The organism is Mycobacterium sp. MMS18-G62 (assembly GCF_053877835.1).
The window spans coordinates 725,364-749,307 of the sequence record NZ_CM132662.1 but is presented as its reverse complement, the minus strand read 5'-3'; the positions used below and the strand labels follow the sequence as shown (position 1 = coordinate 749,307).

24 protein-coding genes are annotated in these 23,944 nt (G+C 62.8%); 9 read left to right on the top strand and 15 right to left on the bottom strand.

Features of this window, described 5'->3' with window-relative positions:
• Positions 1-2 precede the first annotated feature (2 nt).
• A complete protein-coding gene (locus ACWW36_RS03660; protein WP_456140248.1) occupies positions 3-989 on the top strand; it encodes an LLM class flavin-dependent oxidoreductase in 987 nt (328 codons plus the stop codon).
• A 234-nt stretch (positions 990-1,223) separates the two neighbouring features.
• Here the strand turns inward: ACWW36_RS03660 and ACWW36_RS03655 are convergent, their stop codons facing one another.
• The 4 genes from ACWW36_RS03655 to ACWW36_RS03640 form a co-directional block, all read right to left on the bottom strand.
• Entirely contained in the window at positions 1,224-1,892 is a 669-nt protein-coding gene (locus ACWW36_RS03655) for a nitroreductase (RefSeq protein WP_456140247.1), read from the bottom strand.
• Between the two features lie 70 nt (positions 1,893-1,962).
• The gene (locus tag ACWW36_RS03650; protein WP_456140246.1) at positions 1,963-2,364 is read right to left on the bottom strand and encodes a Zn-ribbon domain-containing OB-fold protein; all 402 of its coding nucleotides are present in this window, start codon (positions 2,362-2,364) and stop codon (positions 1,963-1,965) included.
• Entirely contained in the window at positions 2,361-3,566 is a 1,206-nt protein-coding gene (locus tag ACWW36_RS03645) for a thiolase family protein (protein ID WP_456140245.1), read from the bottom strand. Before ACWW36_RS03645 ends, ACWW36_RS03650 begins: the two co-directional genes overlap by 4 nt.
• Positions 3,563-3,808: a hypothetical protein gene (locus tag ACWW36_RS03640; RefSeq protein WP_456140244.1), complete on the bottom strand. Its 246-nt coding sequence runs from the start codon at positions 3,806-3,808 to the stop codon at positions 3,563-3,565. Before ACWW36_RS03640 ends, ACWW36_RS03645 begins: the two co-directional genes overlap by 4 nt.
• A 113-nt stretch (positions 3,809-3,921) precedes the next feature.
• Between ACWW36_RS03640 and ACWW36_RS03635 the strand changes: the two genes are divergently transcribed.
• The gene (locus ACWW36_RS03635; RefSeq protein WP_456140243.1) at positions 3,922-4,551 is read left to right on the top strand and encodes a TetR/AcrR family transcriptional regulator; all 630 of its coding nucleotides are present in this window, start codon (positions 3,922-3,924) and stop codon (positions 4,549-4,551) included.
• 179 nt (positions 4,552-4,730) lie between these two features.
• On the opposite strand, the gene ACWW36_RS03630 is transcribed toward ACWW36_RS03635, so the two are convergent.
• On the bottom strand, positions 4,731-5,555 hold the full coding sequence (locus ACWW36_RS03630) for an enoyl-CoA hydratase/isomerase family protein (RefSeq protein ID WP_456140242.1): 825 nt from the start codon (positions 5,553-5,555) through the stop codon (positions 4,731-4,733).
• A gap of 251 nt (positions 5,556-5,806) precedes the next feature.
• Between ACWW36_RS03630 and ACWW36_RS03625 the strand changes: the two genes are divergently transcribed.
• The 5 genes from ACWW36_RS03625 (at position 5,807) to ACWW36_RS03605 (ending at position 12,216) form a co-directional block, all read left to right on the top strand.
• Entirely contained in the window at positions 5,807-7,021 is a 1,215-nt protein-coding gene (locus ACWW36_RS03625) for a CaiB/BaiF CoA transferase family protein (protein WP_456140241.1), read from the top strand.
• A 58-nt stretch (positions 7,022-7,079) separates the two neighbouring features.
• Positions 7,080-8,546: an aldehyde dehydrogenase family protein gene (locus ACWW36_RS03620; RefSeq protein ID WP_456142351.1), complete on the top strand. Its 1,467-nt coding sequence runs from the start codon at positions 7,080-7,082 to the stop codon at positions 8,544-8,546.
• A gap of 142 nt (positions 8,547-8,688) precedes the next feature.
• The gene (locus ACWW36_RS03615) at positions 8,689-9,780 is read left to right on the top strand and encodes a zinc-binding dehydrogenase (RefSeq protein WP_456140240.1); all 1,092 of its coding nucleotides are present in this window, start codon (positions 8,689-8,691) and stop codon (positions 9,778-9,780) included.
• Between the two features lie 403 nt (positions 9,781-10,183).
• The gene (locus ACWW36_RS03610; protein ID WP_456140239.1) at positions 10,184-11,398 is read left to right on the top strand and encodes a cytochrome P450; all 1,215 of its coding nucleotides are present in this window, start codon (positions 10,184-10,186) and stop codon (positions 11,396-11,398) included.
• A gap of 11 nt (positions 11,399-11,409) precedes the next feature.
• Positions 11,410-12,216, top strand: coding sequence for an SDR family NAD(P)-dependent oxidoreductase (locus tag ACWW36_RS03605; protein WP_456140238.1), 807 nt, complete (start codon positions 11,410-11,412; stop codon positions 12,214-12,216).
• A gap of 60 nt (positions 12,217-12,276) precedes the next feature.
• On the opposite strand, the gene ACWW36_RS03600 is transcribed toward ACWW36_RS03605, so the two are convergent.
• From ACWW36_RS03600 to ACWW36_RS03590, 3 genes are all read right to left on the bottom strand, one after another.
• A complete protein-coding gene (locus ACWW36_RS03600) occupies positions 12,277-13,110 on the bottom strand; it encodes a hotdog fold domain-containing protein (protein WP_456140237.1) in 834 nt (277 codons plus the stop codon).
• A gap of 136 nt (positions 13,111-13,246) precedes the next feature.
• A complete protein-coding gene (locus tag ACWW36_RS03595; RefSeq protein ID WP_456140236.1) occupies positions 13,247-14,089 on the bottom strand; it encodes an alpha/beta fold hydrolase in 843 nt (280 codons plus the stop codon).
• A 145-nt stretch (positions 14,090-14,234) separates the two neighbouring features.
• Positions 14,235-15,470: an amidohydrolase family protein gene (locus ACWW36_RS03590; RefSeq protein ID WP_456140235.1), complete on the bottom strand. Its 1,236-nt coding sequence runs from the start codon at positions 15,468-15,470 to the stop codon at positions 14,235-14,237.
• A 168-nt stretch (positions 15,471-15,638) separates the two neighbouring features.
• Between ACWW36_RS03590 and ACWW36_RS03585 the strand changes: the two genes are divergently transcribed.
• Together ACWW36_RS03585 and ACWW36_RS03580 are read left to right on the top strand one after the other, a co-directional pair.
• Positions 15,639-16,244: a TetR/AcrR family transcriptional regulator gene (locus ACWW36_RS03585; protein WP_456140234.1), complete on the top strand. Its 606-nt coding sequence runs from the start codon at positions 15,639-15,641 to the stop codon at positions 16,242-16,244.
• Between the two features lie 272 nt (positions 16,245-16,516).
• A complete protein-coding gene (locus tag ACWW36_RS03580; RefSeq protein WP_456140233.1) occupies positions 16,517-16,975 on the top strand; it encodes a MaoC family dehydratase in 459 nt (152 codons plus the stop codon).
• Between the two features lie 600 nt (positions 16,976-17,575).
• On the opposite strand, the gene ACWW36_RS03575 is transcribed toward ACWW36_RS03580, so the two are convergent.
• From ACWW36_RS03575 to ACWW36_RS03545, 7 genes are all read right to left on the bottom strand, one after another.
• Positions 17,576-18,208: a TetR/AcrR family transcriptional regulator gene (locus tag ACWW36_RS03575; RefSeq protein WP_456140232.1), complete on the bottom strand. Its 633-nt coding sequence runs from the start codon at positions 18,206-18,208 to the stop codon at positions 17,576-17,578.
• A 63-nt stretch (positions 18,209-18,271) separates the two neighbouring features.
• Positions 18,272-19,915, bottom strand: a complete 1,644-nt coding sequence (locus ACWW36_RS03570; protein WP_456140231.1) for an FAD-binding protein — start codon at positions 19,913-19,915, stop codon at positions 18,272-18,274.
• Positions 19,905-20,243 (bottom strand): 2Fe-2S iron-sulfur cluster-binding protein, encoded by a 339-nt coding sequence (locus ACWW36_RS03565; RefSeq protein WP_456142350.1) that lies wholly within the window; start codon positions 20,241-20,243, stop codon positions 19,905-19,907. Before ACWW36_RS03565 ends, ACWW36_RS03570 begins: the two co-directional genes overlap by 11 nt.
• A 13-nt stretch (positions 20,244-20,256) precedes the next feature.
• Positions 20,257-21,657, bottom strand: a complete 1,401-nt coding sequence (locus tag ACWW36_RS03560; RefSeq protein ID WP_456140230.1) for an aromatic ring-hydroxylating oxygenase subunit alpha — start codon at positions 21,655-21,657, stop codon at positions 20,257-20,259.
• Between the two features lie 18 nt (positions 21,658-21,675).
• Positions 21,676-21,915 carry a biotin/lipoyl-containing protein gene (locus ACWW36_RS03555; RefSeq protein ID WP_456140229.1) on the bottom strand — a complete coding sequence of 80 codons (240 nt, stop codon included), beginning with the start codon at positions 21,913-21,915 and terminating at the stop codon, positions 21,676-21,678.
• Positions 21,916-21,939: 24 nt separating this feature from the next.
• On the bottom strand, positions 21,940-22,935 hold the full coding sequence (locus ACWW36_RS03550) for an alpha-ketoacid dehydrogenase subunit beta (protein ID WP_456140228.1): 996 nt from the start codon (positions 22,933-22,935) through the stop codon (positions 21,940-21,942).
• Positions 22,932-23,921 (bottom strand): thiamine pyrophosphate-dependent dehydrogenase E1 component subunit alpha, encoded by a 990-nt coding sequence (locus tag ACWW36_RS03545; RefSeq protein WP_456140227.1) that lies wholly within the window; start codon positions 23,919-23,921, stop codon positions 22,932-22,934. The genes ACWW36_RS03550 and ACWW36_RS03545 overlap by 4 nt, the downstream gene beginning before the upstream one ends.
• Positions 23,922-23,944: the final 23 nt, after the last annotated feature.

The following is a 23,944-nucleotide window of genomic DNA, read 5'->3' as shown; positions in this document are numbered from 1 at the left end:
CAGTGCCGTCACCAACGACCCCGATCAACGTGGGGTTGCAATTCGACCTTCGCAATCCACCTCGATGGCGGCAGGACCCTGCCAGATTGCACGCGTTCGCACTGGAGCTCTGCCAGGAGGCTGAACATCTTGGCGCGCATTCGATCTGGCTCACCGAGCACCACCAGTTCGACGACGATTACATCGCCTCGCCGCTGACGTTCGCGGCCGCGGTGGCCGCACGGACCACGCGGGTCCGGATCGGCACCGCGATCCTCATCGCTCCGCTGCACCATCCCGTCGAGATCGCCGAACAGTCTGCGGTGGTGGATCTCGTCTCGGACGGACGCCTCGATCTCGGACTCGGCGCGGGCTACCGAGTGCCCGAGTACGCCTTGTTCGGCAAGAGCCTGGAGCGCCGCTACGGCCAGACCGACGCTTGTGCGCGCGAGGTGCGACGGTTGTGGGGCCCGGGCGGGGTAACGCCCCGACCGGTTCAGTCACGGCCGCCGATCTGGATGGGTTATCAGGGACCGCAAGGGGCGCGGCGGGCCGGCCTTCTCGGTGAGAGCTTGCTGAGCGCGGATGGACGCCTCTGGGAGCCGTACCGGGCGGGTTTGGTCGAGGGTGGACACGAGGTGAGCGCCGCGCGGATGGCCGGCCAGGTGCAGGGGTGGGTCACCGACGATCCCGAGGCGGATTGGCCCGTGGTATCCAAACATATTGCGTATCAGCTTGATTCATACCGTAAACACCTGGTGGAGGGGACCGGACGTCCCCCACCTCGCCCTGTCGATCCAGACCGACTGCGCGAGCGCGAGGCGGGGGTTTTGGACTATTTCTGGTTTGAGACACCAGAATCCATGGCGTCGAAGGTGCGCGCGATGATCGGCGATTCGCCCACTGAGACGGTGTTCTTGTGGGCCTCGCTGGGTGGGATGCCCGAAGAATGGGCGCTACGGCACGTGCAGACGATATGCACGAAGCTCGCTCCCTTGCTGAAAGGCTAAGCGGCGAGAAGACCACGGAGCACGACGCCTAGCGGCGGCGAGCCTGCTAGTTCACCGCTAATACTCGGCGATCGCACAGTGCTGCAACATGATTCGGGTCCATGCCTGAGCGGTATCCGACAGCCACGGCCCGACACCAGATGCTGGTGCGCGTTGCGCAGGGCGGTCCGCAAACCGTATTGAGCGGTGCCGCCCCCGGCGTGTGCCCATCCTTCCACCGCGTAGCCACAGCCATCACGAGTGATGGAATACGCTCTGAGAGGCGGGCATTCGGCCGATGTTGAAGCGGGCTGCAGGGCTTTCGGTATCGGGGTATCCGAAGGAGATGCCGAAGAGCAGTTTCAGGTCTTCGGGTAGGCCCAGCAGCGATCGGGCCTGCTTGGCGTAGGAACCCAGGCTCGTCTGCGGAACTCCGGCCAGGCCGTTGGCGACCAATGCCAGCAGGAACGTCTGCGCGTACATTCCGATATCGCTGGCGATGCGCACGTTGTCCCCGACGCTGGGGGCGAACAGCAGCGCGACGTGGGGGGCACCGAAGAACGTCAAGTTTATCTTCACGGCGTCGATGCGTTGTTCGCGGTCTTCGCGTGCGATGCCGAGTGCCTCGTAGTAGGCGGCTCCCTGAGCTTTTGCCCGCGCTCGGCTATCGGTGTCGTAATCGGCGACGGAGAAGGAGAAGTCCTTAGTGTCCTCTCCGTTGTCGTAGGCCTCGATGATGGCCTTGCTGAAGGCTTCTTTGGTCTCGCCGGACAGGATGTGAACTTGCCAGGGTTGGGTGTTGCAGTTTGACGGCGCGTGTTGAGCCGCGTCCAGAACTCTGGTCAGGACGTCTTCGGGGACGGGGGTGGGCAGGTACCGCCGAACGGATCGTCGTGTCTTGACGACGGTGTCGAAGTCTGGCATGCGTGATTTCCCTTCAATTCGATTGCTGATCAACGGATGTGGCTATGTAGTCTGGTCGCTCGGACAAGCCTCACTCCGCGGCGGGCCCATACCGCAGCAGCGTGATTCCCTCTTCGTCGCAGAAGACCGGGACGACGCGCATGCCGATGCGGATATCGTCGGGGTCGATGTCGACGAGTTCGGTGCTCAGCCGCGGGCCGGCGTCCCATTCGACAACCGCCAGCAGTTGTGGCACCTTCTCGGCCCAGGGCGGACCGGTGGGTCGACGCGCAACGCTGTATGTGTACAGCGTTCCGGCACCGTCGATCTCGCGCCACTCCAAATCGTCGGACAACGTGCCCGGCGCCCGCGTGCGCGGGTAGAACACATAGCGGTCCGCCGACGGCGAGTACTGGATCAGGATCCGGTGCTCGCGCAACGCATCCCAGAACGGCTGCGACACCGGTGTCGGTAGCGGCAACGGCATGCTCATCGGTCACCGCCCAGGATCAGCGCGACCTGCTCGCTCATAATGCCGCCGTTGCCGGTGACGAATGCGAGGTGGCAGTCCGGCACCTGAGCGTCGCCGGAGCGGCCCATCACCTGGCGGGCGCCATCGACGACGTGGTGCATGCCGCCGGCCATTCCGGCCTGTCCGAATGACAGTTGTCCGCCGGCGGTGTTGATCGGAAAATCGCCTCGGTACGTGAAGTCGTGCTCGGTTAGCCACTTCATGCCCTCACCCTTCCGGCAGAACCCGGCGTCCTCCAGTGTCATCAGCACGGTGATCGTGTAGCAGTCGTAGATCGAAGCCACGTCGATGTCGGAGCGTTGCACGCCAGCCATCGCGAACGCGCGCTCCGCGGAACGGGCGATCGGTGTGTTTATGAGATCGTCTGCGTAAGTGGGAGTTTTGTAGCGGATGTGCTCGCCGAACCCTTTGACCCACACCGGACGGTTCCGAGATCGGCGGGCCACGTCGGCGTTTGCGACTAGCACAGCGGCGCCACCGTGAACCGGCATCACGGTTTCCAGCATGTGGATGGGATCGGCGATCACCGGGCTGTTGAGCACGTCGTCGACGGTGATCGGCTTGCCGTGAAAGACCGCGCCCGGGTGAGCGCATGCGTTTACCCGCTGGTGCACCGCTATGCGCGCCAATGCCGCAGCATCGTAGCCGAATTCGTGGGCGTAGCGCTGCGCGATCTGGGCGTACGGCCCGTTCTGGCCGACGTTGCCGTACGGAATCTCGAACTCCGCCTGCGGCGAGCCGTAGCTGTTGCTCGACGCCCCGAACCAGCCGAGGCTATGACCGGGTCGTGCTTCGGACCGCGGAACCTTGATCGAACCTGTCGTGACGACCAGCACCGCGTCGCACTGCCCCAGCTCGACGGCCGCGGCCGCCCGCCACACCATGGCCGCCGCGGACGCGCCGCCCAGGTCCACGCGGTCGCCGAAGTCCAGTGGCAGTCCGAGGTATTCGGACAAGGTCGCGGGCGCGAACATATCCGACTCGGAGATGCCGTGGGTCGAAAGCCCGTTCACCACAGCGGGATCGACACCGGCGTCCTCGATGACCATCTGCGCAAGCCGCGCATACTGATCGAGCGTGAACGACGGCGGCCTGCTCAGCTTCCTCTCGGCGGGCAGTTCGGCGATGCCGACGATGGCCGCCTCACCGCGCAGGCCGGTCACGTCGCACTCCGGAGCGGCTGAGCGACGGCCGCGGTGCCCGGCATCATCACGTTGTCGCCGCGTTGCCAGAAGATGTCGGGGCCGACGACTCGGCCCTCGCGCTTGCCTGTGACGACACCGCCGAACGCCAACTCCTGCCCCGGATGGGCGATCGCGCGGTTCTGGACCAGCAGCCGATCTTCGTTCAGCGCCGCATGAAAAGGCTTGTCCAGTCCGTTCAGGATCGGTGACTGCTTCGGCATGGCTCCCTTACTCTCGAGGCCGAATTACTGAACGGTATACGTTCAGCGTGTGTTACAGTACCAACTCAGAGCGCGTTCTGCAAAGGCTCGTGGAGACGTGGAAGGATGTCTTGATGGGCACTTCGGCGGCGAACGGCCGGCCCCGTGATCCCGAGGTATACGGGCGAATCATGCAGGCCGCGCTCGACCTGTTCGGGGACGTGGGCTGGTCCGGGTTCTCGATTGAGGCGGTGGCGCGGCGCGCCCAGGTAGGGAAGGCGTCGATCTACCTGCGGTGGGACAGTAAAGAGGCGCTTCTGAGCGACGCGCACTCGCTACACCTGGCAGGTGTGGCCGACGCCGATACCGGCACGTTGGACGGCGACCTCGTCCACCTGGCGAAAAGATCCCTCGACCGGTTTCTCGGCCGTAATGGCAAAGCGACTATGCGGCTGATGCTGGAGGCCGACTCGATCCCAGGGGTCGGCGAGCACTTCCGGGAGGCGCGGCTGGCGCAGCTTCTCGCGGCGCGGGCGATGGTGCGGCGAGGGATCGCTCGGGGCGAACTGGCGGCGGAGACCTCTCTCGACATGCTGCTCGACACCGTGGTTGGCGGGGCCATGATGCACGCGTTGACGGTCCCCCCGGACAAGGTCGATGAGCTCAGGCACTCGACGGCGGAGCTGGCCCGGCAGCTGGTCGACTTCGTGCTCGGCGCGAACACTGGCCGCGCCCCGAAGCCGCGGACTGCTACACGGACCTGAGGCCACCGATCCAGACCGCAGACGCGTATCGCTGCCGCGCCACCAGCAACTGGTGACGTATCGACGCCAAGAGCGGTGCGCCCGGACGCGCTCTAGAACAGGCTCGGGGGGCGGGAGAAGGTCACTTAGCCTCACCACCGTCGAACACCGTTCGCAGCGAAGTATCCGTGGCGTTCACCTTAGCTGTTCGTCCACTTCGGTAGCCTCTTCTCTGCGAACGCCCTCGGCCCTTCTTTCGCGTCCGCCGTCTGCGCCAACTGCCGCGTCAGCACCTCGCGTAACCCTCCTGCTTGCTCGACCGAGAGCTCCGGTGCCGCGCGCACGAGACGCTTGATGTCGCGCACCGCCAACGGTGCGCCCAGCGTGATGTCTGCGGTCATGGATCGAGCGATGTTCATTAGCTCATCCCGATCTTCCGCCAACTCCTGAATCAGTCCGATCTCATACGCGCGTTGCGCCGTAATCGGTGTTCCGGTGATCGCGATCTTCAAAGCCTCCGCACGCGGGATCAGGCGAGGCAGTTCAATCGTCCCGGGCCCAGCGATCAGGCTTCGGCGTGCTTCAGGCAACCCGAAGACTGACTGCCGCGTGGCGATCCGGATGTCGCACGTGAGTGCCAGCTCGAGCCCGCCGGCGATGCAATAGCCATCGATCGCCGCGATTACCGGCTTCACGCATCGCCCGACCGCCCGGAACCCGCCCCCTGACGCGCCCCTGCCCCAGCCGCCCATATCGCTGGCCGGCCCACCGGCGGCGGCCTGCGCCGCTTGCGCCGCGGCCACCTCCTTGAGATCAGCGCCCGTCGAGAATGCTCGCCCACCAGCACCGGTAATCACCACCGCCAGCACGCCGTCGTCGTGGGCAACCTGGGCAAACGCGTCACCCAACTGTGACATCAGCCCCATGCTCAAGGCGTTCATCGCACTCGGTCTATTGAGTGTGACCCAGGCGACCTGGTTATCCACCTCATATGTGACGAGATCCAACGCTTCCGCTTTTGTCATTCCTGCCCTCTTCCGTCGGGCTCATCGCCACACTGAACGATGAGTTGCTAATTCTTGAAGTTATGAGACGCAAAGCGTCTATATAAGCCACATCTCGCAGGTCGTAGGCCTGCTGGTTTCCGGTGAAAGTTGCCTCATCAGGTGACTCTTCCTCCGGGGATATCTCGTTTATCTGGACGCTTTGCGACGCTACATCGACAACCATCTTAGACGCCTTGCGGACAAATATACGAACGGGTATCGTATCGTAAGTGATCGATGATTCCGTTGCAACGATGCACGAGAACGCCGCCGACATAGGTGGGCCACTGGAGGGCTTACTAGTCGTTGACTTCTGCCAGTTGGTAGCTGGCCCCTTGGCGGCGATGGTGCTGGCTGACCTCGGTGCCCGCGTGGTGAAGGTGGAACCGCCGGCAGGCGACTCCTCTCGCAGCATGGATGCCACCTCCGACGGTTCGTTCCTCGGCGTGTACGAGACTTTCAACAGGGACAAGCAGTCGATCGTTCTGGACCTTCGCAACGAGGCTGACCACGCGGTGGCGCTTGCGCTCCTGGACAGGGCGGACGTCATGCTGGAAGCGTCCCGCGTGGGTGCGATGGATCGACTGGGACTCGGATACGACACGCTCTCCGAACGCAACCCGGGCCTGATCTACGTGTCCGTTAACGGCTACGGGGACCGTGGACCGAACGCTGAACGCGGTGCGGTCGACCTGGCTGTGCAGGCCGAAGCAGGCTGGATGGACATCACCGGAGAGCCAGACGGGCCGGCTATGAAGATCGGAGCAGTGCCCATCGACGCCGCGACCGGTTACGTCGCCGCGCAGGGCGTGTTGGCCGCACTGTTGATGCGCCACCGCACTGGCCGTGGGGATCACCTGAAAGTCTCGCTCTATGACGTGGCCTGCCACATGCACGCCCAGGACTTCACGCAATACCTAAGCACGGGCCGCGCGGTGACCAGAACGGGAAACTTCCCCCGTATGTCCACACCCGCCGGCGTATACGAGACCGCGGACGGCACCATAGTGCTGGCCGCATACCTCCCGCACCACTGGGCAGCCGTCCTCGATGTCTTCAATGACGACGAGCTGAGGGACGATCCCCGGTTCGCCACATACCGTGACCGAGTCAAGAACCGCGCCGCGCTGTTGCCGAAGTTGCAGGCGATCATGCGAACCCGCACAACGGCCCAATGGCACGCGGACTTTGAGCGCGCCCGCGTGACCAACGCGATAGTTCGCAATATCGAGCAGACCACCAGCTCCGACCAGTTCGACGCGGCCGAGTTGCGCCTCGAAGTCGAGGGCGATGGCCGCTCGATCACCACGCTGCGCAATCCGGTGCGCTACGGGGCTATTCGATCACGATCGCACACCGCCGCATCTCGTCTCGACGCCGATCGGGCTGACATACTGCGTGAATTCGCTCCGGACATGAAACCAATCGACAGCGGAGAACTGTAGCCGGCCGGTACTGCATTCAGCCCCAGCTTTCGGCCCGCGGATCCGCCAGACCCTAGGAATCACCATGCCCGACGACTTCACTTCTCTACTATTGATTGACGGAGAGCTTCGCCCCGCAGAGGGCAATCGCATCTTCCCAGTCGAAGACCCGACTAATCGGACGATCGCCGGTCATGCCGCCGACGCAACAGAAATCGATGTGGACGCGGCGATCGCGGCTGCTCGACGCGCATTCGACGACACGAACTGGTCCACCGATCACACCACCCGCATTGCCGCACTGAGACGCTGGAAGCAGGCGATGCACGACCTAGCGGAAGAGTGGCGCGCCCGCATCATGGCCGAGGTGGGCAGCACCCTCGCCATGAGCTACTTCATCCATCTGAACGGTCCAATCGACATGCTGGACTGGGCGCTGGACCTAGCTGAGAACTTCGAGTGGACAGAGGATATCGGCGTCGCCTCGTACACCGGCGTTCCCAGCCGCCGAGTGCTGCTGAAGGAGGCGGCCGGTGTGGTCGCAGCGATCAGCCCGTGGAACGTGCCGTTGCAAACCAATTTGACCAAATGCGGCGCAGCGCTGGCTGCGGGCTGCACGGTCGTTCTCAAGCCGGCTCCCGACACACCCTGGGCCGGCGCGTTTCTGGGCGAGGCGGCCCACCGAGCCGGCCTGCCTGCCGGCGTGCTGAACGTCGTCACCAGCGGCGATAAGGCCGCCGCCGGCGAACAGCTCGTCACCGATCCGCGGGTCGATGTGATCTCCTTCACCGGTTCTACCGCCGTTGGCAAGCGCATCATGGAAGCAGCGGCACCCACCCTCAAGCGAGTGCTCCTTGAACTGGGCGGCAAGTCAGCCAACATCATCTTGGATGACGCGGTGTTTCCTGAGGCGCTGAAGACAGGTCTTCAAGTCTGCTTCAACGCCGGCCAGGGATGCACCATCGTGACCCGGATGCTTGTACCGCGGTCGCGTTACGACGAGGCCATCGAGATTCTGAAGGGGATGTTCGAGGCCGTGGAGTACGGAGACCCCCAGTCCAGGTCGCAGGTCATGGGGCCGCTCATCTCGCAGGCCCAGTTCGACAGAGTGCTGGGATACATCGAACTCGGCAAGCAAGAAGGCGCGCGCCTCGTGACCGGTGGAAAGGCGGCTCTTCCTGAAACTGGCGGCTACTACGTCGAGCCGACCTTGTTCGCCGACGTTGACAACTCGATGCGCATTGCCCGGGAGGAGATCTTTGGGCCCGTGCTGGTTGTCATCCCCTATGAGGACGAGGCCGATGCCATCAGGATCGCCAACGACTCGCCGTATGGCCTGAGCGGCGCGGTGCAGTCGGCCGATGTCGATCGAGCTATGGCTGTGGCGCGTAAAATCCGAACCGGAACATTCGCGGTCAACAGGGGTGGTTTCTTCGGTCCCGACGCACCGTTCGGCGGGTACAAGCAAAGTGGGCTCGGTCGCGAAATGGGGCGCGAAGGGTTCGCAGAGTATCTGCAGACCAAATGCGTGGGCCTCGAAGCTTGACTCTTCTCCGACGGCACGAGGTCTGCGCGACTGGTTCGCGTCGCCGGATTCCGTGTGCTCGAACCACAAAAGCCCCTAGCACAGCTCTTGCCGACCTTATTCAGCGAATTCGCCGAGGTCGCCAGACGAATGGAAACACCAGATGAAGGCCATGATTGTTCGTGAGCTCGGCGCGCGGTTCGTCCTCGAAGATGTCGACGTCGCTTCCCCCGTCGGCCGCGAAGTGCTGGTCGAGGTCAAGGCATCAGGGCTATGCCACACCGACCTCACCTTCTCCAAAGCTCATTTCGGTCCGTCACCTCCCTTCCTTCTAGGACACGAAGTCGCGGGGATCGTCGCCGCCGTCGGACCCGGCGTCACCGAGCTGTCCGTCGGCGACCACGTCGTGGGCTGCCTTGTGCAGACGTGTGGCAAGTGCGAGTCATGTGTCACAGGGCGGACATTCCTGTGCCTCCACCCTGAAGAGACGTTGCGTGCGTCCGGTGAAGCACCTCGTCTCACGATCGGAGGCGAGTCAGTGGACCAGGGGTTCGGCTTAGGTGGCTTCGCGCAGAAGGCGTTGGTGCATGAGAACCAGTTGGTGAAGGTGAACGACAAGATCCCGTTCCCGCAGGCGGCACTCCTCGGGTGCTGCGTCGTCACGGGCGCCGGATCGGTGTTGAACTCCGCGAACACCCAGGCGGGCGACTCAGTTGTCATTATCGGAGCCGGCGGCGTCGGGCTCAGCGCCGTCAACGGCGCTCAGATCGCCGGGGCTACCACGATCATCGTGGTGGACATCTTCGATGAAACTCTGGAAAAGGCGCGCCGATTTGGAGCGACCCACACGATCAACTCCACCTCGGTCGACGCTGTTGCCGAAGTAACAGCCATCACAGGTCGCGGAGCCGATGCGGTGTTCGATTTCGTCGGTCTGCCTGCTGTGACGCGATCAGCGCTCAAGATGGTGCGCCCAGGTGGCGGCTTGTATCTCATCGGCGCCCTCGACCCGACAGCGACCATCACCCTGTCAGGGCTATCGCTTATCTTTTCGCAGAAGCGAGTACACGGCGTTTACATGGGATCGACCACACCGAAACGCGATATCCCTCTCTATGCAGACCTCTACCTTCAAGGGCGCTTCAACCTCGACGACCTCATCTCGCGGACCATCCCTCTGGATGCTGTGAATGAAGGTTACGAACTAATCCACGAGCCTGACGTCACGCGCGTGGTGATCACTTCAGGCCTATGACCGCTGGGGCGCATCAGAAGTCTGCCGACAGCTAAGCGGCGCAGTGCAGCTTTCACCGTTGATTCGCGAGATCTGCTGTCCCCCTGGGTATTTCTGATTCCCAGGCCTCTCATCGGAAACCGAACAGAAGGCCGTGCCGAACTGCGCCAATTTCGCGGTCCAGGGGCATAGGCCGAGCCGGCCGAAACAGGGGAGCCTTCGACGACAGTCCTCGGCATCTTGCACTTCAAGGATCGCGCTCAACGGGTGGAGATCCGCGCTGTCCGTCAGGCCAGACGGTAAGTACCTCATCGACCAGGCGAACAATAAGCTGGCGCCGCGCGCCGACAATATAGTTAAATAGATATTGATATAGGTGCGGATGGGCGGGAGTGGCAATGAAGAAACCGAGGAGGCTTGGCGCATGAGCGATACCACATTGCATCCTGGCGGGATCAATTACGACCCATATGATTTCGACATCGACGCCGATCCCTATCCGACGTTTCGCCGGTTGCGGGATGAGGCACCGCTGTACCGGAACGAAAAGTATGACTTCTATGCGCTGAGCCGCTATGAGGACGTCAAGAAGGCCAGTGTCGAGTGGGAGACGTACCAGTCGGGCCGGAGCAGCGTGCTGGAACTGATCAAGAGTGGGGCGCCGATACCGCCGGGGTTTATCCTTTTCGAGGATCCGCCGGTGCATGACCTGCACCGTGGGCTGCTGGCCAGGGTGTTCACCATGCGCCGGATCGCCGAGATCGAGCCGAAGGTCAGGGCCTTCTGTGTGGCCACGCTCGACCGGCTCGCAGAACTGGACAGGTTTGATTTCGTGGCCGATCTCGGCTCCGAAATCCCGATGCGAACCATCGGAATGATGCTTGGTATTCCTGACGCCGATCAACCGCGACACCGGCAGCGGGTGGATGAGACCTTCAAGCTCGACTCCGGCGAAGCGCCGCCCGAGGGCAGCACCGCGTTGCTTGACAATTTCGGCGCCGAGCAGTTCGGTGCCTATATCGACTACCGACGGCAGCACCCCGCCGACGATCTCATGACCGACCTCCTCAATGCGACCTACACCGACGCTGACGGCGCCGAAAAACATCTCGAGGAGGCGGCGATCCAGACCTATGTGGCGCTGCTGGCTGCGGCCGGTAATGAGACGACGGTGCGGCTGATCGGCTGGGCGGGCAAGGTCCTCGCCGAACACCCGGACCAGCGGCGGCAACTCGTTGACGATCCGAGCCTGATTCCGGGGGCGATCGAGGAGCTTCTGCGCTATGAGGCGCCCTCGCCGGTGCAGGCGCGCTATGTCGCGCAGGACGTTGAGCACTACGGCACCACGGTGGCGGAGGGCAGCGTGATGCTGCTGCTGACGGCGTCAGCCAACCGTGATGAGCGAGTGTTCGACGACCCGGACCGCTTCGACATCCACCGCAAAGCCCGCAACCACGTCTCTTTCGGCTTTGGCATCCATCACTGTCTGGGGGCGCATCTGGCTCGACTCGAGGCGCGTGTGGCGCTCGAAGAGGTGCTCAAGCGCTTCCCCGACTGGGAGGTGGACTGGGACAATGCGGTGCAAGCCCACACGTCGACTGTGCGCGGGTGGGAGAAGCTGCCCGTCGTTACTCGATGACGAGCCACCCGATGAAAATCATTGTCACCGGAAGCAATAGCGGCGTCGGTCAGGCCACAGCCGCTGCTCTTGCCGCTTCCGGACACCAAGTAGTAATCGCTTGCCGCACAATCAGCAAGGGGGTTGCGGCGGCATCAGCGATGTCCGGCAACGTGGAGGTCCAGCACCTCGACCTGGCGGATCTGACCAGCGTGCGCAAGTTCGCTGATTCAGTGGACACCGTCGATGTGCTGGTCAATAACGCTGGTGTGCTTGGCTTGCCGCTCACGCGCACCGCCGATGGCTTCGAGGCGCACATGGGCACCAACCACCTCGGCCACTTCGCGCTGACCTGCTTGCTCGCCGATCGCATCACCAACAGGGTCGTGTCGGTAACCAGCAGCGGCTACCTTTGGGCTCGACTGCATCTCGATGACCTCAACTGGGAACGCCGACGTTATTCCTCGTGGGTGGCCTACGGGGAATCGAAACTCGCCAACCTGCTCTTCGTTCACGAACTCACGCGTCGCGGCGTCACGGCTTACGCGGCCGATCCAGGCACCGTTGACAGCGACATCCTGCGCGATGCCAGCAAGGGTGCGCAATGGCTATCCAAGTTCACCCGTCCATTCGGTCAGGACCCCGCGCACGGCGCACGTTCGACGCTCGCCGCCATCACGTCGACTGAACCCAGCGGTACGTACTTCGCGCCTCGAGGGTTGCTACACCAGTGGGGCAGACCCGAACCCGCGAAACTGCATGCCAAAGCCACAGATCCCGAGACTGCACATCGACTCTGGGAGCTCTCCGCTCGACTCACGGACTGCGATCTGCCTTGAATCTCGGGTGAGTCGATACCTCATCGCCTGGGGCGACGAACCGGCACGACCGCGCGGCCGTCAGCGGTAACCGGTCACCCGGGCCGTGACCGCGACGCGGCCGTCGGCCTCGATGGCCTGCGCATCGCTGACCGCGGTGTCGCGCCCCACCTCGAGGGACGTTGCGGCGTATCGCGACCGGTCGCCGGCGTGAAATGGGCGCAGGAAGTTAGCGCGAACCGACGCCGATCGGAACGGCGCGCCGTCGGTATTCATCACCCCAGAAGCCGCCATTTCGAGTGCGGCAACCACAACACCACCGTGAACTACTCCGATGCCGTTGCGCACGATCGGGTCATCGAGCTGGCGTAGCACCCGCATCCCATCGACAGCGGGTCCGAGTTCCACCGCCATCAACTCCGCCAGTGTCGTCTGTGCGCTTCTGGCGATGGTTTCCGGCGGATCGGCAGGCACCCGCCGGTCAGCAGAAATGAAGTAGGACCGCACCGTTCCGTGACCGATGACAATCTCGTCGCACGTGAACGTGCACCACGACAATGAACTGCTGGCGCGTGACCCGACCGGCCGTGCCTCGGCAACGACGCTGTCGGCGCCGTCCAGCGCGTGGGCCGCCGCTTCTGGGTTTACATCCACGGACAGTTCAGTCGACACTGTCCACTCGTTCGGACCCCGTCGGACATGATTGACCGTTCCGCATGCCATGTCGGCGAGGATGGCGAGCGCTGCGATCGTGGGTTGGCCGGTGAACGGGTTGCGCATGCCGGCAAGGGGCATCGACATGACCGCCGTCGCCGTCGCCGGGTCAACCTGCAGGATCTCGACTCCGAACCGGCGCATGACCCGGTCGGGTGTTTCGAGGTCTTGCTGATCAGCTCCCTCCGCGACGCGCGTCATCGCAGCAAGTCGACGACACACGGTTGCAACGACACCAATGCCTCCTTGGGGACGCGGAAAAAGCAAAATAGTTAGCTATTTTGCTCGAGTTTACAAATCGTGCCCGGGGGCAGCAAGCCAACGCCACCTGTCACAGTCATGATGCCGACGTCACGAATGTCCGGATCGCCTCGGCCAACTCCTCCGGTTGATCGAGCATCACATACGTCGAACTGTCCTCGATGGCACGCAGCGTGGCTTGCGGGAAGGCGTCGACGAGCCGGTGCGCGTCGGCAATCGGGAACAGCTTGTCGGCAGTGCCCCAGGCGATCAGCACGGGTTTCTCGTACGCTTCGATCGCGGTGCTCGCGGCCAGGGTGTGGCGTGGGCTTAGGTCGGCTGTGAGCCGTACCGCGTCGCGGCGAACCATGGCGGAGGTGGCGAAGCCACCGAATATGGCGGGCCGTCGAGCGCTGTCGATACCGTGTCGGGTGACCGATTTGGCGAACGCATTCAGCCCCGGGCCCGTTGCCAACAGCCGCAGCACGGTCGCGCCCAGTGTTGCATTGAGCTTGCACATATTCACGAGCGGAGCGAAGCCGGATGGCGGAAAGTTCTCGAAGCTGTCGCAGTTGGTGAAAACCAAGCGCGCCACCCTGTCGAAGTCAAGTAGCTCGTTGCCCAGCGCCGCCTGCACAATGCCGCCGCCGGTGTCGTTGGCCACCAGCGTGACGTCGGAAAGATCAAGCACCTCAAGGAACTTCACAATCCGCTGGCCTGCGGCGGCCACGCCGAGGTCGACGCCCGGGGCAGCCGGCTTGCGCTGTGCGCCGAACGGCCAGGTCGGGACGATACAGCGATGATCGCCTGAGAGCTGCTCGGCGACATCGCTCCACAACGCGCCGGCCACGTAGACGCCGTGGACAAAAACTATGGGTGGTCCCGTTCCGGTGTCGGTGTACTCGATCTCGGCATCGTCGATTACCACGGTGTCAGGCAACCCAGGCCCCTTCGGTGAGTTATGGCTCTGGGGCAGGCATATGCACCGCCCCAGAGCCATAGTCCTTATACGCCAGCGGTTTCGAGAACCGGCGGTGAGTTATGGCTCTGGGGCAGGCGGACGCACCGCCCCAGAGCCATAGGTCTTATACGCCAGCGGTTTCGAGAACCGGCGGTTTGGTCGCGTCCGGGTCCGGGTTCTTGATCGGCAGACCCATGAACCGGCGAGCGTTGTCACCCAAGTAGTCGTACGCGCGTCGCTCGTCCATGTCCTCGGCGTACTTGTAGAAGTCTTTGGGCTCGGGAAGCCCTTCGGGGTGCGGCCAGTCGGAGCCGAACAGCACCTTGTCCCAGCCGACGGTGCTGACGACGTCGGCCACGCTGCCTTCCCAGAACGGGGACACCCAGATGTTGCGCCGGAACACATCGTGCGGATGCTCGTCGAAGGTCTGCGGCGCCTTCTTGTAGGCGTCCTCGAGGTCCTCGAAGAGTCGACCGATCCACGAGCTCCCGTTCTCTACGCTGGCGATGCGCAATTTCGGGAATCGCGTCAGGAGACCATGGCAGATCAGGCTGGCGATCATGTCGGAGATGTCGCGATGCCCGAGAACCACTCGCTTGAAGCTCGACATGTCGAAGGCGCTGTTGGTCATCGGTGGTTCCCACTGGTGGGTGTATTCCTCCAGCGGAGGCTGGCTGGCGTGGATCACGATGGGCAGCCCGGCGGCTTCCACCTCGCGCCAGAAAGGATCGAACTCGGGAAGCGCCGGTGAGCGCCAACCGCGGTAGGTGTTGACCGGCGCAGGCTTGATGAGTGCCACCTTGGCACCGTTCTCGAGAACGTACTCCAACTCCCGAAGGGCATTGTCGAGGATGCCGAGGGTGATCACCGGGGTGGTGTGGATCCGGTCCTTGTAGGTGTAGCCCCAGTCCTCGAGCATCCACTGATTCAGCCCATGGATGATCGCCGCGGTGAGTTCGGGATCGTCAGCGGCGGAATGCTCGACCAGGTTGGCCAGAGTCGGATAGTTCAGCACCGCATCCACACCCTGCTGATCGAGCAGTTTGATCCGCTCGTCGCGATCACGCGAAGCGGGCGGTGTCTTGACCGGTGTGCCGGCCATTTCACGCAGCGTCAAGCCCTCGGGATTGTTTCCCGAAAAGAAGGCTTCGTATGCGCCCGGGGCGGCGACGACCTCGAACGTCGGGTTGGGCATGTACTCGGTGATCTTGCCCATGATCGCGATCCGGGTGCGTTTCCCCACCTTCACGAACTGGACTGCCTTCTCATACTGCTCCGGCAGGTACTTGGTTATGGCCTCCGGCGGTTCATAGATGTGCTGGTCGGCGTCAAAGATCGGTACCTCGGTTAATGGCGTCATGGTTGCTGCTCCTCTCGTGCTTTCTCAACCAAGCCTGACGCAACTTGACGATTGTGTCAACCATTTTTCTGTCTAACCCTTTATATGTAGCTCCACCTGTGGCTCGGCCACCTGACGCTAGTGTCAGAAGACGGCCCACCGCGTTCAGATGTCGTATATCCTCGGGGCATGACGGTGACTTCGGGAGCACAGGCCGTCGACACAGTCGAGGGCGGCCGAGGTGAGCGGACGCGCGCGGTCATTCTCGAGGCGAGCCGCAAATTGTTCCTCGAGCGCGGGTATGCCGGCACTTCGATCAACGCGATCACCGAAGCCTGCGGCATTTCACGCGCGGGGTTCTACACCTACTTCAAGGACAAGCGCGAGGTCTTCAACATTCTGGGCGAGACTGTTTACCACGACGCGCTGGCGGTGATCGCCAGATGGGAGACCTTTCCGGAATCGTATGGCCTTGACGACGTAAGGGGTTGGGTAGCTGAGTATTTCGAGAACCTGGACCGACATGGTGCGTTCTCGATAGCGGCTCAGCATTCCGCTCCGGACGACGAAGCGTTCAGACGATCGCGCGACCATACGGTCACACGCACCGCGTGGAAACTCGGCCAAGCCATCGCCAGCCATGGCCGACATCCGCCGGAAGCCATTGGCGTCGCTGTGATGGGCCTACTGGAACGCTCGTGGTATGCAGCCCATACCCAATCGGTACGAGTGGATCGAGACGAAGTCATCGCAGCCGTCGCCGAGATGATCTTTGCTTTGACGCGCGCAAGCTGACGAGTCGGTCGGGGACGGTTGCGGGCCGCACACGGGCCATTGCCCAGATGCGTACGGAGATCACCGGATCGGCCAAGCGTTCGGCGCATCCATGGCCGACCCGTGATCGAAACGCCGTCCGCGAGCTCTTCGAGGGGACGGTGTATGGCGTCCCGACGCTCGTTGCTTCCCAAGTGTTCTGATGTGGTTTATAGGCCAGACGGTGCCATATCTCAGCCACGTTAGGATATCGTTAAATAGATATCGATATTTGTTGAATGGCAGGAGTAGCGATGAAAACGATCGGGTCGGTCGATGAGGCGGTCGCGACACTCGGCGACGAGCTGGGCGTGAGCCAATGGTTCGAAGTGGACCAGGGGCGCATCGACCAGTTCGCCGACCTCACGAATGATCATCAGTGGATCCACGTGGACGTCGAGCGGTCAAAGACCGAAAGCCCATATGGCACAACGATTGCACATGGCTTTCTCATCCTGTCGCTGATTCCCGAGCTGCGTAAGGACAACTACCGTATCGAGAACGCGAAGATGGGGCTGAACTACGGGGTGAACAAGGTCCGTTTCCTGTCGCCAGTGAGGGCCGGTAGCCGTATTCGGGTGCGTTCGGATCTCGTCGATGCGGTGAAAGTCGATGAGAGCACCGTGAATCTCACCGTGCGTCACACGGTGGAGATCGAGGGGACCGAGAAGCCGGCCGCAGTTGCCGAACTGGTCTCACGTTTCGTGTTCTGACGGAGCGAGTCAAGCCGTCAAAGGCGCTCCACGACATCCGGTGTCGTCGCCAGGCTCATCCGGAGCGCCGCTTTGGAGGTGTAAGCAACAGCCGAGAGCACGGTGGCCGTCGCCCTCCATCGTGGATCTTGCTGACTTTCAGTCAGTCATGCTCAAGTCCTTCAGGCCTAGGCGGTGTGTCGTAAAGCTGACACCGCTCGACCAGGATCTCGGCTAACCGGGGTCGGCTGACCAATCATCACGTCGTGGCAGGTATCGACTGCGATGACGTTGTGTACTCCGCCTAATGCGTCGATGCTGCGCTGCTGGGACGTCAGCGACAAAGTGCGGTCCCGCCTGGTGAGAATCCACCTGCGCGCCACATCTAAGGGCAGGTCGCTGCGGTCGGCTGGCTCGGCTGCGGTACTCATTGCCTCTGGGTTGCAATCGAGACATCGCGAATCGCCGCTGCGCCCTCGGGTCCTGCCATTGCAGAACGCGTAGCCTGCGACCATGGCGGGCGCCTTATTCGGCTTTCCCGAGCGGGCGGCGACACGCTGCAGTCACCAGGCGCGACGCCTTGCGGACGGAAGGTGAGTTGGCGATCCGCAGCAGTGGTACTCACCGAGGATTTCCACGGAATAAGGTGCCGCGGATGAGCAGCTTCATGGCCTCTAACGTGGCGTGATATTCCGCTGCGGAGGCGGTTGCTCCGTGTTCGGACAGACCTCGCATCATTGCGTACAAGGCGCTCGAGGCGCCGTCAACGTGGATGCCCGGCGCCAGCGCACCTTCGCGGTGAGCCTGTTCGATGTTGTTGGTGATGATGTCCCGCAACGCGTTGAACCCCGTGTCGGCAATCGCAGCCAGATGGAGATGCTGGGCGCTCTCGACGCGGATCGCCCGCTCGTAAGCTGCGCAATGCGGGTAATCATTCATCAGCGCGTCGACACTGTCGAGCAGCGACACGAGCCGGTCGCGAAAGTTGCCTCCGCGCTGGCCGGCTTGTTGCAATCGGGGTATCGCGATCTGGGCGAACTCTGCCATGGTGGTGGTCACGAGTTCGGCCTTGTTTGGAAAATAGTGGTAAAGGCTGCCGCTGGTCATATCGGCTTGGCGGGCGATCTCACGAATCGTTGCGCGTGAATAACCCACCTCGGCAACACATTTCATGGTGGCCGACATGATCCGTTGACGGGTCTCTTCGCCGCTGGCACCGACGGGCCTACCCAGCTGCGGCGTTGTGGTCGACACGGTGTCCTCTGGATCGGGATGCTCTGCTACCCAAGCTTCTCACGTTATGCCGCTGCCGGCGGCTCAAGCCCCTGATGAATCTTCGCTGAGGCTGACTGTCGAGGCTGCGGTCAACGTGCTGGCGGCGGCATGCCGGCCGGCTCGTCTCCCAGTGAAGACACAGTCCGCAAGCGCTAGGCCGCTGACGTAGGAGTTCGAGCAAATCCCGACGGCGGTGCGGCCGGCGGCATAGAGGCCGGGGATAGTGTCCCCGCCCTCTGTCAACACGAGTCCTGTGGTTCCGTCGACTTTGAGGCCGCCCAACGTGAGGCCGGCCACCAAATCGGTGGTCGTTCGGCGCACCGAGATGTCGATCCCGTAGAACGGTCCTTCAATGATGGGTGTGCACAGATCGGCGGCCTTGTGCGCCGGGTCCTCATTGCCAGTTTCGATTGCGTCGTTATATGCCTTGACCGTTGCAAGCAGGGCGGTCGCAGAGATGCCGAGCTTGGCTGCTAGCTCGGGCAGGGCCGGGGCTTTCCGATGACCGGTCGTGAACACCGGCAGCATCATTGCCTTCTGGAAGAACTGGGTCTGAGACGACATCTGCGAAATGGCGCGTTTCCACATTGCAGAGTCGAGGATGAGGAACGCTTTTCCGCGGAAGCGGCGAATCACGATCTCTGAATGGGTGGCCGCGTACAGATCTTCGTTGGCGACGCGTTGGCCGTTAACCCCAACAGTGATGCCTTCCAACAGGGCGGAGGGCGGGGAGAAGAACCGCCATGCGGTGACGCGGTCGAGGTATTCGGTTGCGCCGCCGGCGCTCACGCCGAGCAGGATCGCCTTGCCGTCATCTCCTTCAGTGCCCAACGGGCTCACTAATTCGTGATCGGGCGCATAGCGCCGAACCATATCGCGATTGAAGATGAACCCGCCTGCGGATAGGACGACGTTTGGTGCCGTGAACGTCTGCTCCTCGGCGGCTCGATGCCACAGGTGGTCGGTGAATCGGTTGATGGTGTGCCCCAAGGCAGGAACCCAGTTGGTCAGTTTCGCACCGACAGGGGCCGCGCGGCGATACAGCGTCATCGACGTACTGCCATCGCCCACCCAAGTCCGGCAACGTATTCCGCGCACAGCACCGTCGACCATGATCAGGTCATGGACCCGCGTCATCGGCAGAAACGTGACGCCGAGATCGATGGCGGCGTCACGCAGAGCCGTCCACAGCACCTTGCCCGAACTCATGCCCTTCGCCACCTGACGATGCCCGCGCGGGGCCGGGATCGCGTCCAGTTTGTATGGGTGAGCCTTCTCATTGCCGGAGAAGTACAGGTAGTGACGATCGGTCGGATATGACGTCTTGTAATCACACAGCGAGCCAGCGAAGCGAGCACCATGCGTTTCTAGCCACGCCAGTTGCTCGACGCTGGTGTCGCAGAATCGCCGCAGCGTTTCCTCGTCAACCACGCCCCCCACTTCTTGGCGCAAGTACTTGAACATGTTGTCGGGCGTATCGTCGTAGCCTGCAGCCTGCTGGTAAGGCGTCCCACCTCCGGCGTACACGACGCCGCCGGACAATGCCGACGCGCCGCCGCCAAGACCTCGATCGACGACAAGCACTTTCGCGCCATTCTCGGCTGCAGAGATGGCTGCGCAGACACCAGCCATTCCGAAGCCGACGACGATGACATCGAAATCGAAAGATGTTGGTTCAACCGCCATTTCGGGCCTCCTCGTCGCCGTCAGGTGCAACCTTTACTCCTGCTTTTCGTATGACGACGTCGCCGCTGATTTCGACTTGGCACGCCAACCGAATCCGGCGTGGGTCCGCGCGCCGGACGCGCCTATGAAGATCATGTAGCAACTGGTTTTCCGCCTCGGTCCGCGCGGAGAGCAGGTGCAGACCCTCGACCACCTCGCACTGGCAAGCGGTGCACCGACCGACGCCGTAACACAATGTGGGCCAGCTATATCCGGCCCGCCACGCCGCTTTGATCAGGCTTTCGCCGCGGCGAACTTCGATCTCCACGCCGACGGGTTCGACCCGCATCACGGCGGTATGGTCAGTGGGTGGCAATGTAACGATCGACCTCGTTGTGCAGTGAGAAGATCATGGGTTCGTAGCGCGGCGACATCGTCGCCTCGGTGATCGCGCCCGAACGGTAGCCCTTCTGCTGGCGCGAAACGTTGTCCATGTCCTGGCGGAGCACGAACGGCCAGTCTTCGTTCTTGAGCGGGCCCTCCGCGGGTGGCGAAGCGTTGTTCATGTCGGTCTCGCGCGGGATCTGCATGGCCAGCGCCTCGAAGGTGGAGGAGTTGGGGTCGTGACCGTTCGGGCGGACCCGGTAGAACAGGATGTTGCCCGGTATGCCCAGAAACGCCATGTTGGGGAATATGTAGCCATAGCCCGAGGCGTTCGGGTCCAGCATGGGCATTGGGATCTTGGCGTCCCCGGCGTACTTATACAACTCCTCGAAAAACCGTGGTAACAGCTCGTCGTCAGGCAGGTCGCGGACGCGGTCGGCGATGTATTCGTCGCGCGCGGTGTTCGTCGCGTCAGTCCCCTCGAACAGGACACGGTTCTGCTCGATGAACCACCGACCGAAGCTCATGCCCTCGACGGGAGACTCAGCCAAGATGTAAGTCTGCGGATTCTCGGGGTCGAACGGTGCGGTCGTGTCGACATGGCCCATGCCGTGGTGGAAATACTTGACGCTGTCCATGTCATAGGCATCACCGGTGGCACCCAGCGCCAGCTCCGGGTGGGCCTGCATGACGTGGTAGGCCTCCATGAAGGCTTCCATGGTGATCTTCCAGTTGCACGGCACGACGGAGTACTTCCACCAGCGCACCCGCATGCGGTCCATGGCGACGGGCGCCAGGTGCTTGTCGAAGGTGCCGAAGAAGTCCTCGAGGCTGGGTGCCTCGTGGTCGAAGTTGATCCAGACGAACCCATACTTGACCGCCGAACGCACTTCCTTGAGGTTGAGTGTGGCGGGGTCGATGGTCTCGGGGATGAACCCCTTGCGGCCATAGATGTAGGACTGCGATCCGTCGAGATTGAAACGCCAGCCGTGGAACGGGCACACCATCTGGTTGCCGCCAAAGGTGCCGCAGCTGTTGGGCTCTGCGAATTGTGTTGCGCGGTGCGGGCATACGTTCTCCAACACCTTGATGCTGTTGTCCTGCTGCCGGACGATGATGACGGACTTGTCGCCGATGTTGTACTCGATGTAGTCGCCGGGCAGCGGAATGTATTCTGCGCGTGTGGCCCACTGCCAGGTATGTAGCCACATCTTCGAGTACTCGAGGTCTGCGAATTCCTGGTCGTAGTAACGCTGCACGGGGATATGCACACCGTCGGCGATCCGAAATGGGACCTTCGACGTGTCGACGTTGTGCTGCGGCACGTAAGGGGTGACCTCAGGCAGGGCTTCGGTTTCCGGGTTGAGCTGAGTGGTCATGGTTGGTCCTCCTTCGACCTAGGGGCTGTCAATCGTGGCGACGAGTGTGCCAACTGGGTAGGCGGTTTCCACTCCGCCGATGATGGTGATCCGGCCCTCACCAGGACTCTCGATGTCGGTCTCGGTCTTGTCGGTGGCCAAGGTGTAGATGATTTCCCCGGAGGCGACGACATCGCCGTCATTGCACAGCCATTCGGTGATTTGGCCTTCTTCCATCGTCACGCCGAGTTTGGGGATCCGTACTTCGTGTGTTGCCATCGTTTGCTTGTGCCTGTTTTCTGTTCAGCCGAGGAGTGCGCGCACCGCGGACTCGATGCGGCCGGTCGGCAAGAAGGCCTGTTCGAGTGAGGAAGCGTAGGGGACAGGGGTGTTGGCGCCGCCGACTCTTCCGACGGGTCCGGCGAGTTCACCGAATAGCTCGCTGTGGATTTGGGCGGACAGTTCGGCACCGAACCCGCCGCGTGTGACCGCCTCGTGCACGACGACGGCCCGACGCGTCTTGGCGACCGACCCGAACACGGTGTCGGTGTCGAGCGGTTGCAGTGATCGCAGGTCGACGACCTCGATCGAGACTCCTTCGCCGGCAAGCTGTTCGGCGATTGCCAGGCAGTCGAGCACCTGCCGTCCGTAGGTGATCAGCGTCAGGTCGGTTCCCTCGCGGGCGATGCGTGCCGAACCCAGCGGAACCCGGTAATCGCCGACGGGGACCTCATCCTTGGCGGCGAAGTAGAGTGCGTTCATTTCCACGACGACACAAGGGTCATCGTCGAAGATGCACGACAGCAGAAGGCCTTTCGCATCGGCGGCAGTGCAGGGGACGACGACCTTCAGCCCGGGGGTGTGGACGAGTTGCGCCTCGAGCATGTCCGAGTGTTGCGCACCAAAGCCCATTCCGGCACCGGTAGTGGTGCGCACGGTCAACGGTACCGGCGTCACGCCGCCGGACATGTACCGCAGTTTCGCGGCATGGTTGATCAATTGATCCGCCGCCACGGCGATGAAGTTCATCAGCATGATTTCGGCGACGGGCCGCATTCCCGCGATGGCCGCACCGATGGCGGCTCCCATGATGGCCTGCTCGGCGATCGGTGTGTCGCGCACCCGTTCGGGACCGTATTTGGTCTCCAGACCCTTGTGGATTCCGAAGCCGCCGCCCTTGGGGTCGCCGATGTCCTCACCGAGCTGGAAGACATTCGCATCCATGTCCAGCGCGACCTCGAGCGCATCGCGGATCGCGTCGGTCATCATCATGGTGCGAGATGCGGTCGCGGTGCTCATCGAGCGGCCCCCTGGGCGTAGACGTCGGTTTCGAGTTCTGAAAGATCGGGAAGTGGTTGTTCGAACGCCCACTGCGCGGCGTCATCGACCTCTTGGCGTGCCGCGTTTTCGATGGCCTCCAGTTCAGCGGAGGTCGCCCACCCCTCGTCGAGCAACCGCTGCCGATAACGAGGTATCGGGTCTTCCGCCACAGCCGCCGCTAACTCAGCCGCAGGAATGTACTCCCCTTGATCGCCGAAATAATGTCCGCAGAATCGGTACGTCACCGCTTCGAGCAACGTCGGGCCGTCCCCGTGCCGCGCCCGAACAATCGCCTGACCCGCCGCTTCGTATAGGGCGACCGGCTCGTTGCCATCGACGGTCACGCCGGGCATCGAGTAGGCGGCCGCGCGCTCTGCGATGTTGGCCACGCTGGTGCCGGCTTCGAGGCGGGTGTATTCGGCCCACTTGTTGTTCTGGCAGACGAACACCACCGGCAGTTTCCAGACCGACGCGAGGTTCAGGCTTTCATGGAAGGCGCCGATGTTGCTGGCGCCGTCTCCGAAGTTGACGACGGTGACTTGACCGGTGTCGCGCATTTTCGAGGCCAAGGCCAATCCGTTGGCGATGGGTAAGCCGCCCCCGACGACGCCGGTGGTGACCATGAGCCCATGCTTGGGCGAGGTGACATGCATGGGGCCGCCTTTGCCGCGGCAGGAACCGGTGGCTTTGCCCAGGTATTCGGCCCACAGCTCACGTAGTGGCACGCCCTTCGCGATCTGGTCGTGCACTCCGCGATAAGTGGTGACGACGTAGTCTTTCTGGCCGAGGTGGGCAGCCACCGATGCCGCCGCAAACTCTTGCCCACGAGGCGAGTAGTACATGCCGCCGACTTTGCCGGCCAGCATTGACGACCGATACTTCTCGTCAAATGCCAAGATCCGAAAAGCGCTGCGATACAGCTGAACTCGTGTGTCGGCCGTGATGCTCGATTCCGTCGTGGTCATCGCAAATGCTTCTCCCGTGCTGG

What these genes read in the sequence shown, in the direction of transcription:
- ACWW36_RS03655 (WP_456140247.1), bottom strand. Translation starts at nt 1,892, where the DNA reads ATGCCAGACTTCGACACCGTCGTCAAGACACGACGATCCGTTCGGCGG.
- ACWW36_RS03650 (WP_456140246.1), bottom strand. Translation starts at nt 2,364, where the DNA reads ATGAGCATGCCGTTGCCGCTACCGACACCGGTGTCGCAGCCGTTCTGG.
- ACWW36_RS03640 (WP_456140244.1), bottom strand. Translation starts at nt 3,808, where the DNA reads ATGCCGAAGCAGTCACCGATCCTGAACGGACTGGACAAGCCTTTTCAT.
- ACWW36_RS03635 (WP_456140243.1), top strand. Translation starts at nt 3,922, where the DNA reads ATGGGCACTTCGGCGGCGAACGGCCGGCCCCGTGATCCCGAGGTATAC.
- ACWW36_RS03630 (WP_456140242.1), bottom strand. Translation starts at nt 5,555, where the DNA reads ATGACAAAAGCGGAAGCGTTGGATCTCGTCACATATGAGGTGGATAAC.
- ACWW36_RS03615 (WP_456140240.1), top strand. Translation starts at nt 8,689, where the DNA reads ATGAAGGCCATGATTGTTCGTGAGCTCGGCGCGCGGTTCGTCCTCGAA.
- ACWW36_RS03610 (WP_456140239.1), top strand. Translation starts at nt 10,184, where the DNA reads ATGAGCGATACCACATTGCATCCTGGCGGGATCAATTACGACCCATAT.
- ACWW36_RS03605 (WP_456140238.1), top strand. Translation starts at nt 11,410, where the DNA reads ATGAAAATCATTGTCACCGGAAGCAATAGCGGCGTCGGTCAGGCCACA.
- ACWW36_RS03600 (WP_456140237.1), bottom strand. Translation starts at nt 13,110, where the DNA reads ATGACGCGCGTCGCGGAGGGAGCTGATCAGCAAGACCTCGAAACACCC.
- ACWW36_RS03590 (WP_456140235.1), bottom strand. Translation starts at nt 15,470, where the DNA reads ATGACGCCATTAACCGAGGTACCGATCTTTGACGCCGACCAGCACATC.
- ACWW36_RS03585 (WP_456140234.1), top strand. Translation starts at nt 15,639, where the DNA reads ATGACGGTGACTTCGGGAGCACAGGCCGTCGACACAGTCGAGGGCGGC.
- ACWW36_RS03580 (WP_456140233.1), top strand. Translation starts at nt 16,517, where the DNA reads ATGAAAACGATCGGGTCGGTCGATGAGGCGGTCGCGACACTCGGCGAC.
- ACWW36_RS03570 (WP_456140231.1), bottom strand. Translation starts at nt 19,915, where the DNA reads ATGGCGGTTGAACCAACATCTTTCGATTTCGATGTCATCGTCGTCGGC.
- ACWW36_RS03565 (WP_456142350.1), bottom strand. Translation starts at nt 20,243, where the DNA reads ATGCGGGTCGAACCCGTCGGCGTGGAGATCGAAGTTCGCCGCGGCGAA.
- ACWW36_RS03560 (WP_456140230.1), bottom strand. Translation starts at nt 21,657, where the DNA reads ATGACCACTCAGCTCAACCCGGAAACCGAAGCCCTGCCTGAGGTCACC.
- ACWW36_RS03555 (WP_456140229.1), bottom strand. Translation starts at nt 21,915, where the DNA reads ATGGCAACACACGAAGTACGGATCCCCAAACTCGGCGTGACGATGGAA.
- ACWW36_RS03550 (WP_456140228.1), bottom strand. Translation starts at nt 22,935, where the DNA reads ATGAGCACCGCGACCGCATCTCGCACCATGATGATGACCGACGCGATC.
- ACWW36_RS03545 (WP_456140227.1), bottom strand. Translation starts at nt 23,921, where the DNA reads ATGACCACGACGGAATCGAGCATCACGGCCGACACACGAGTTCAGCTG.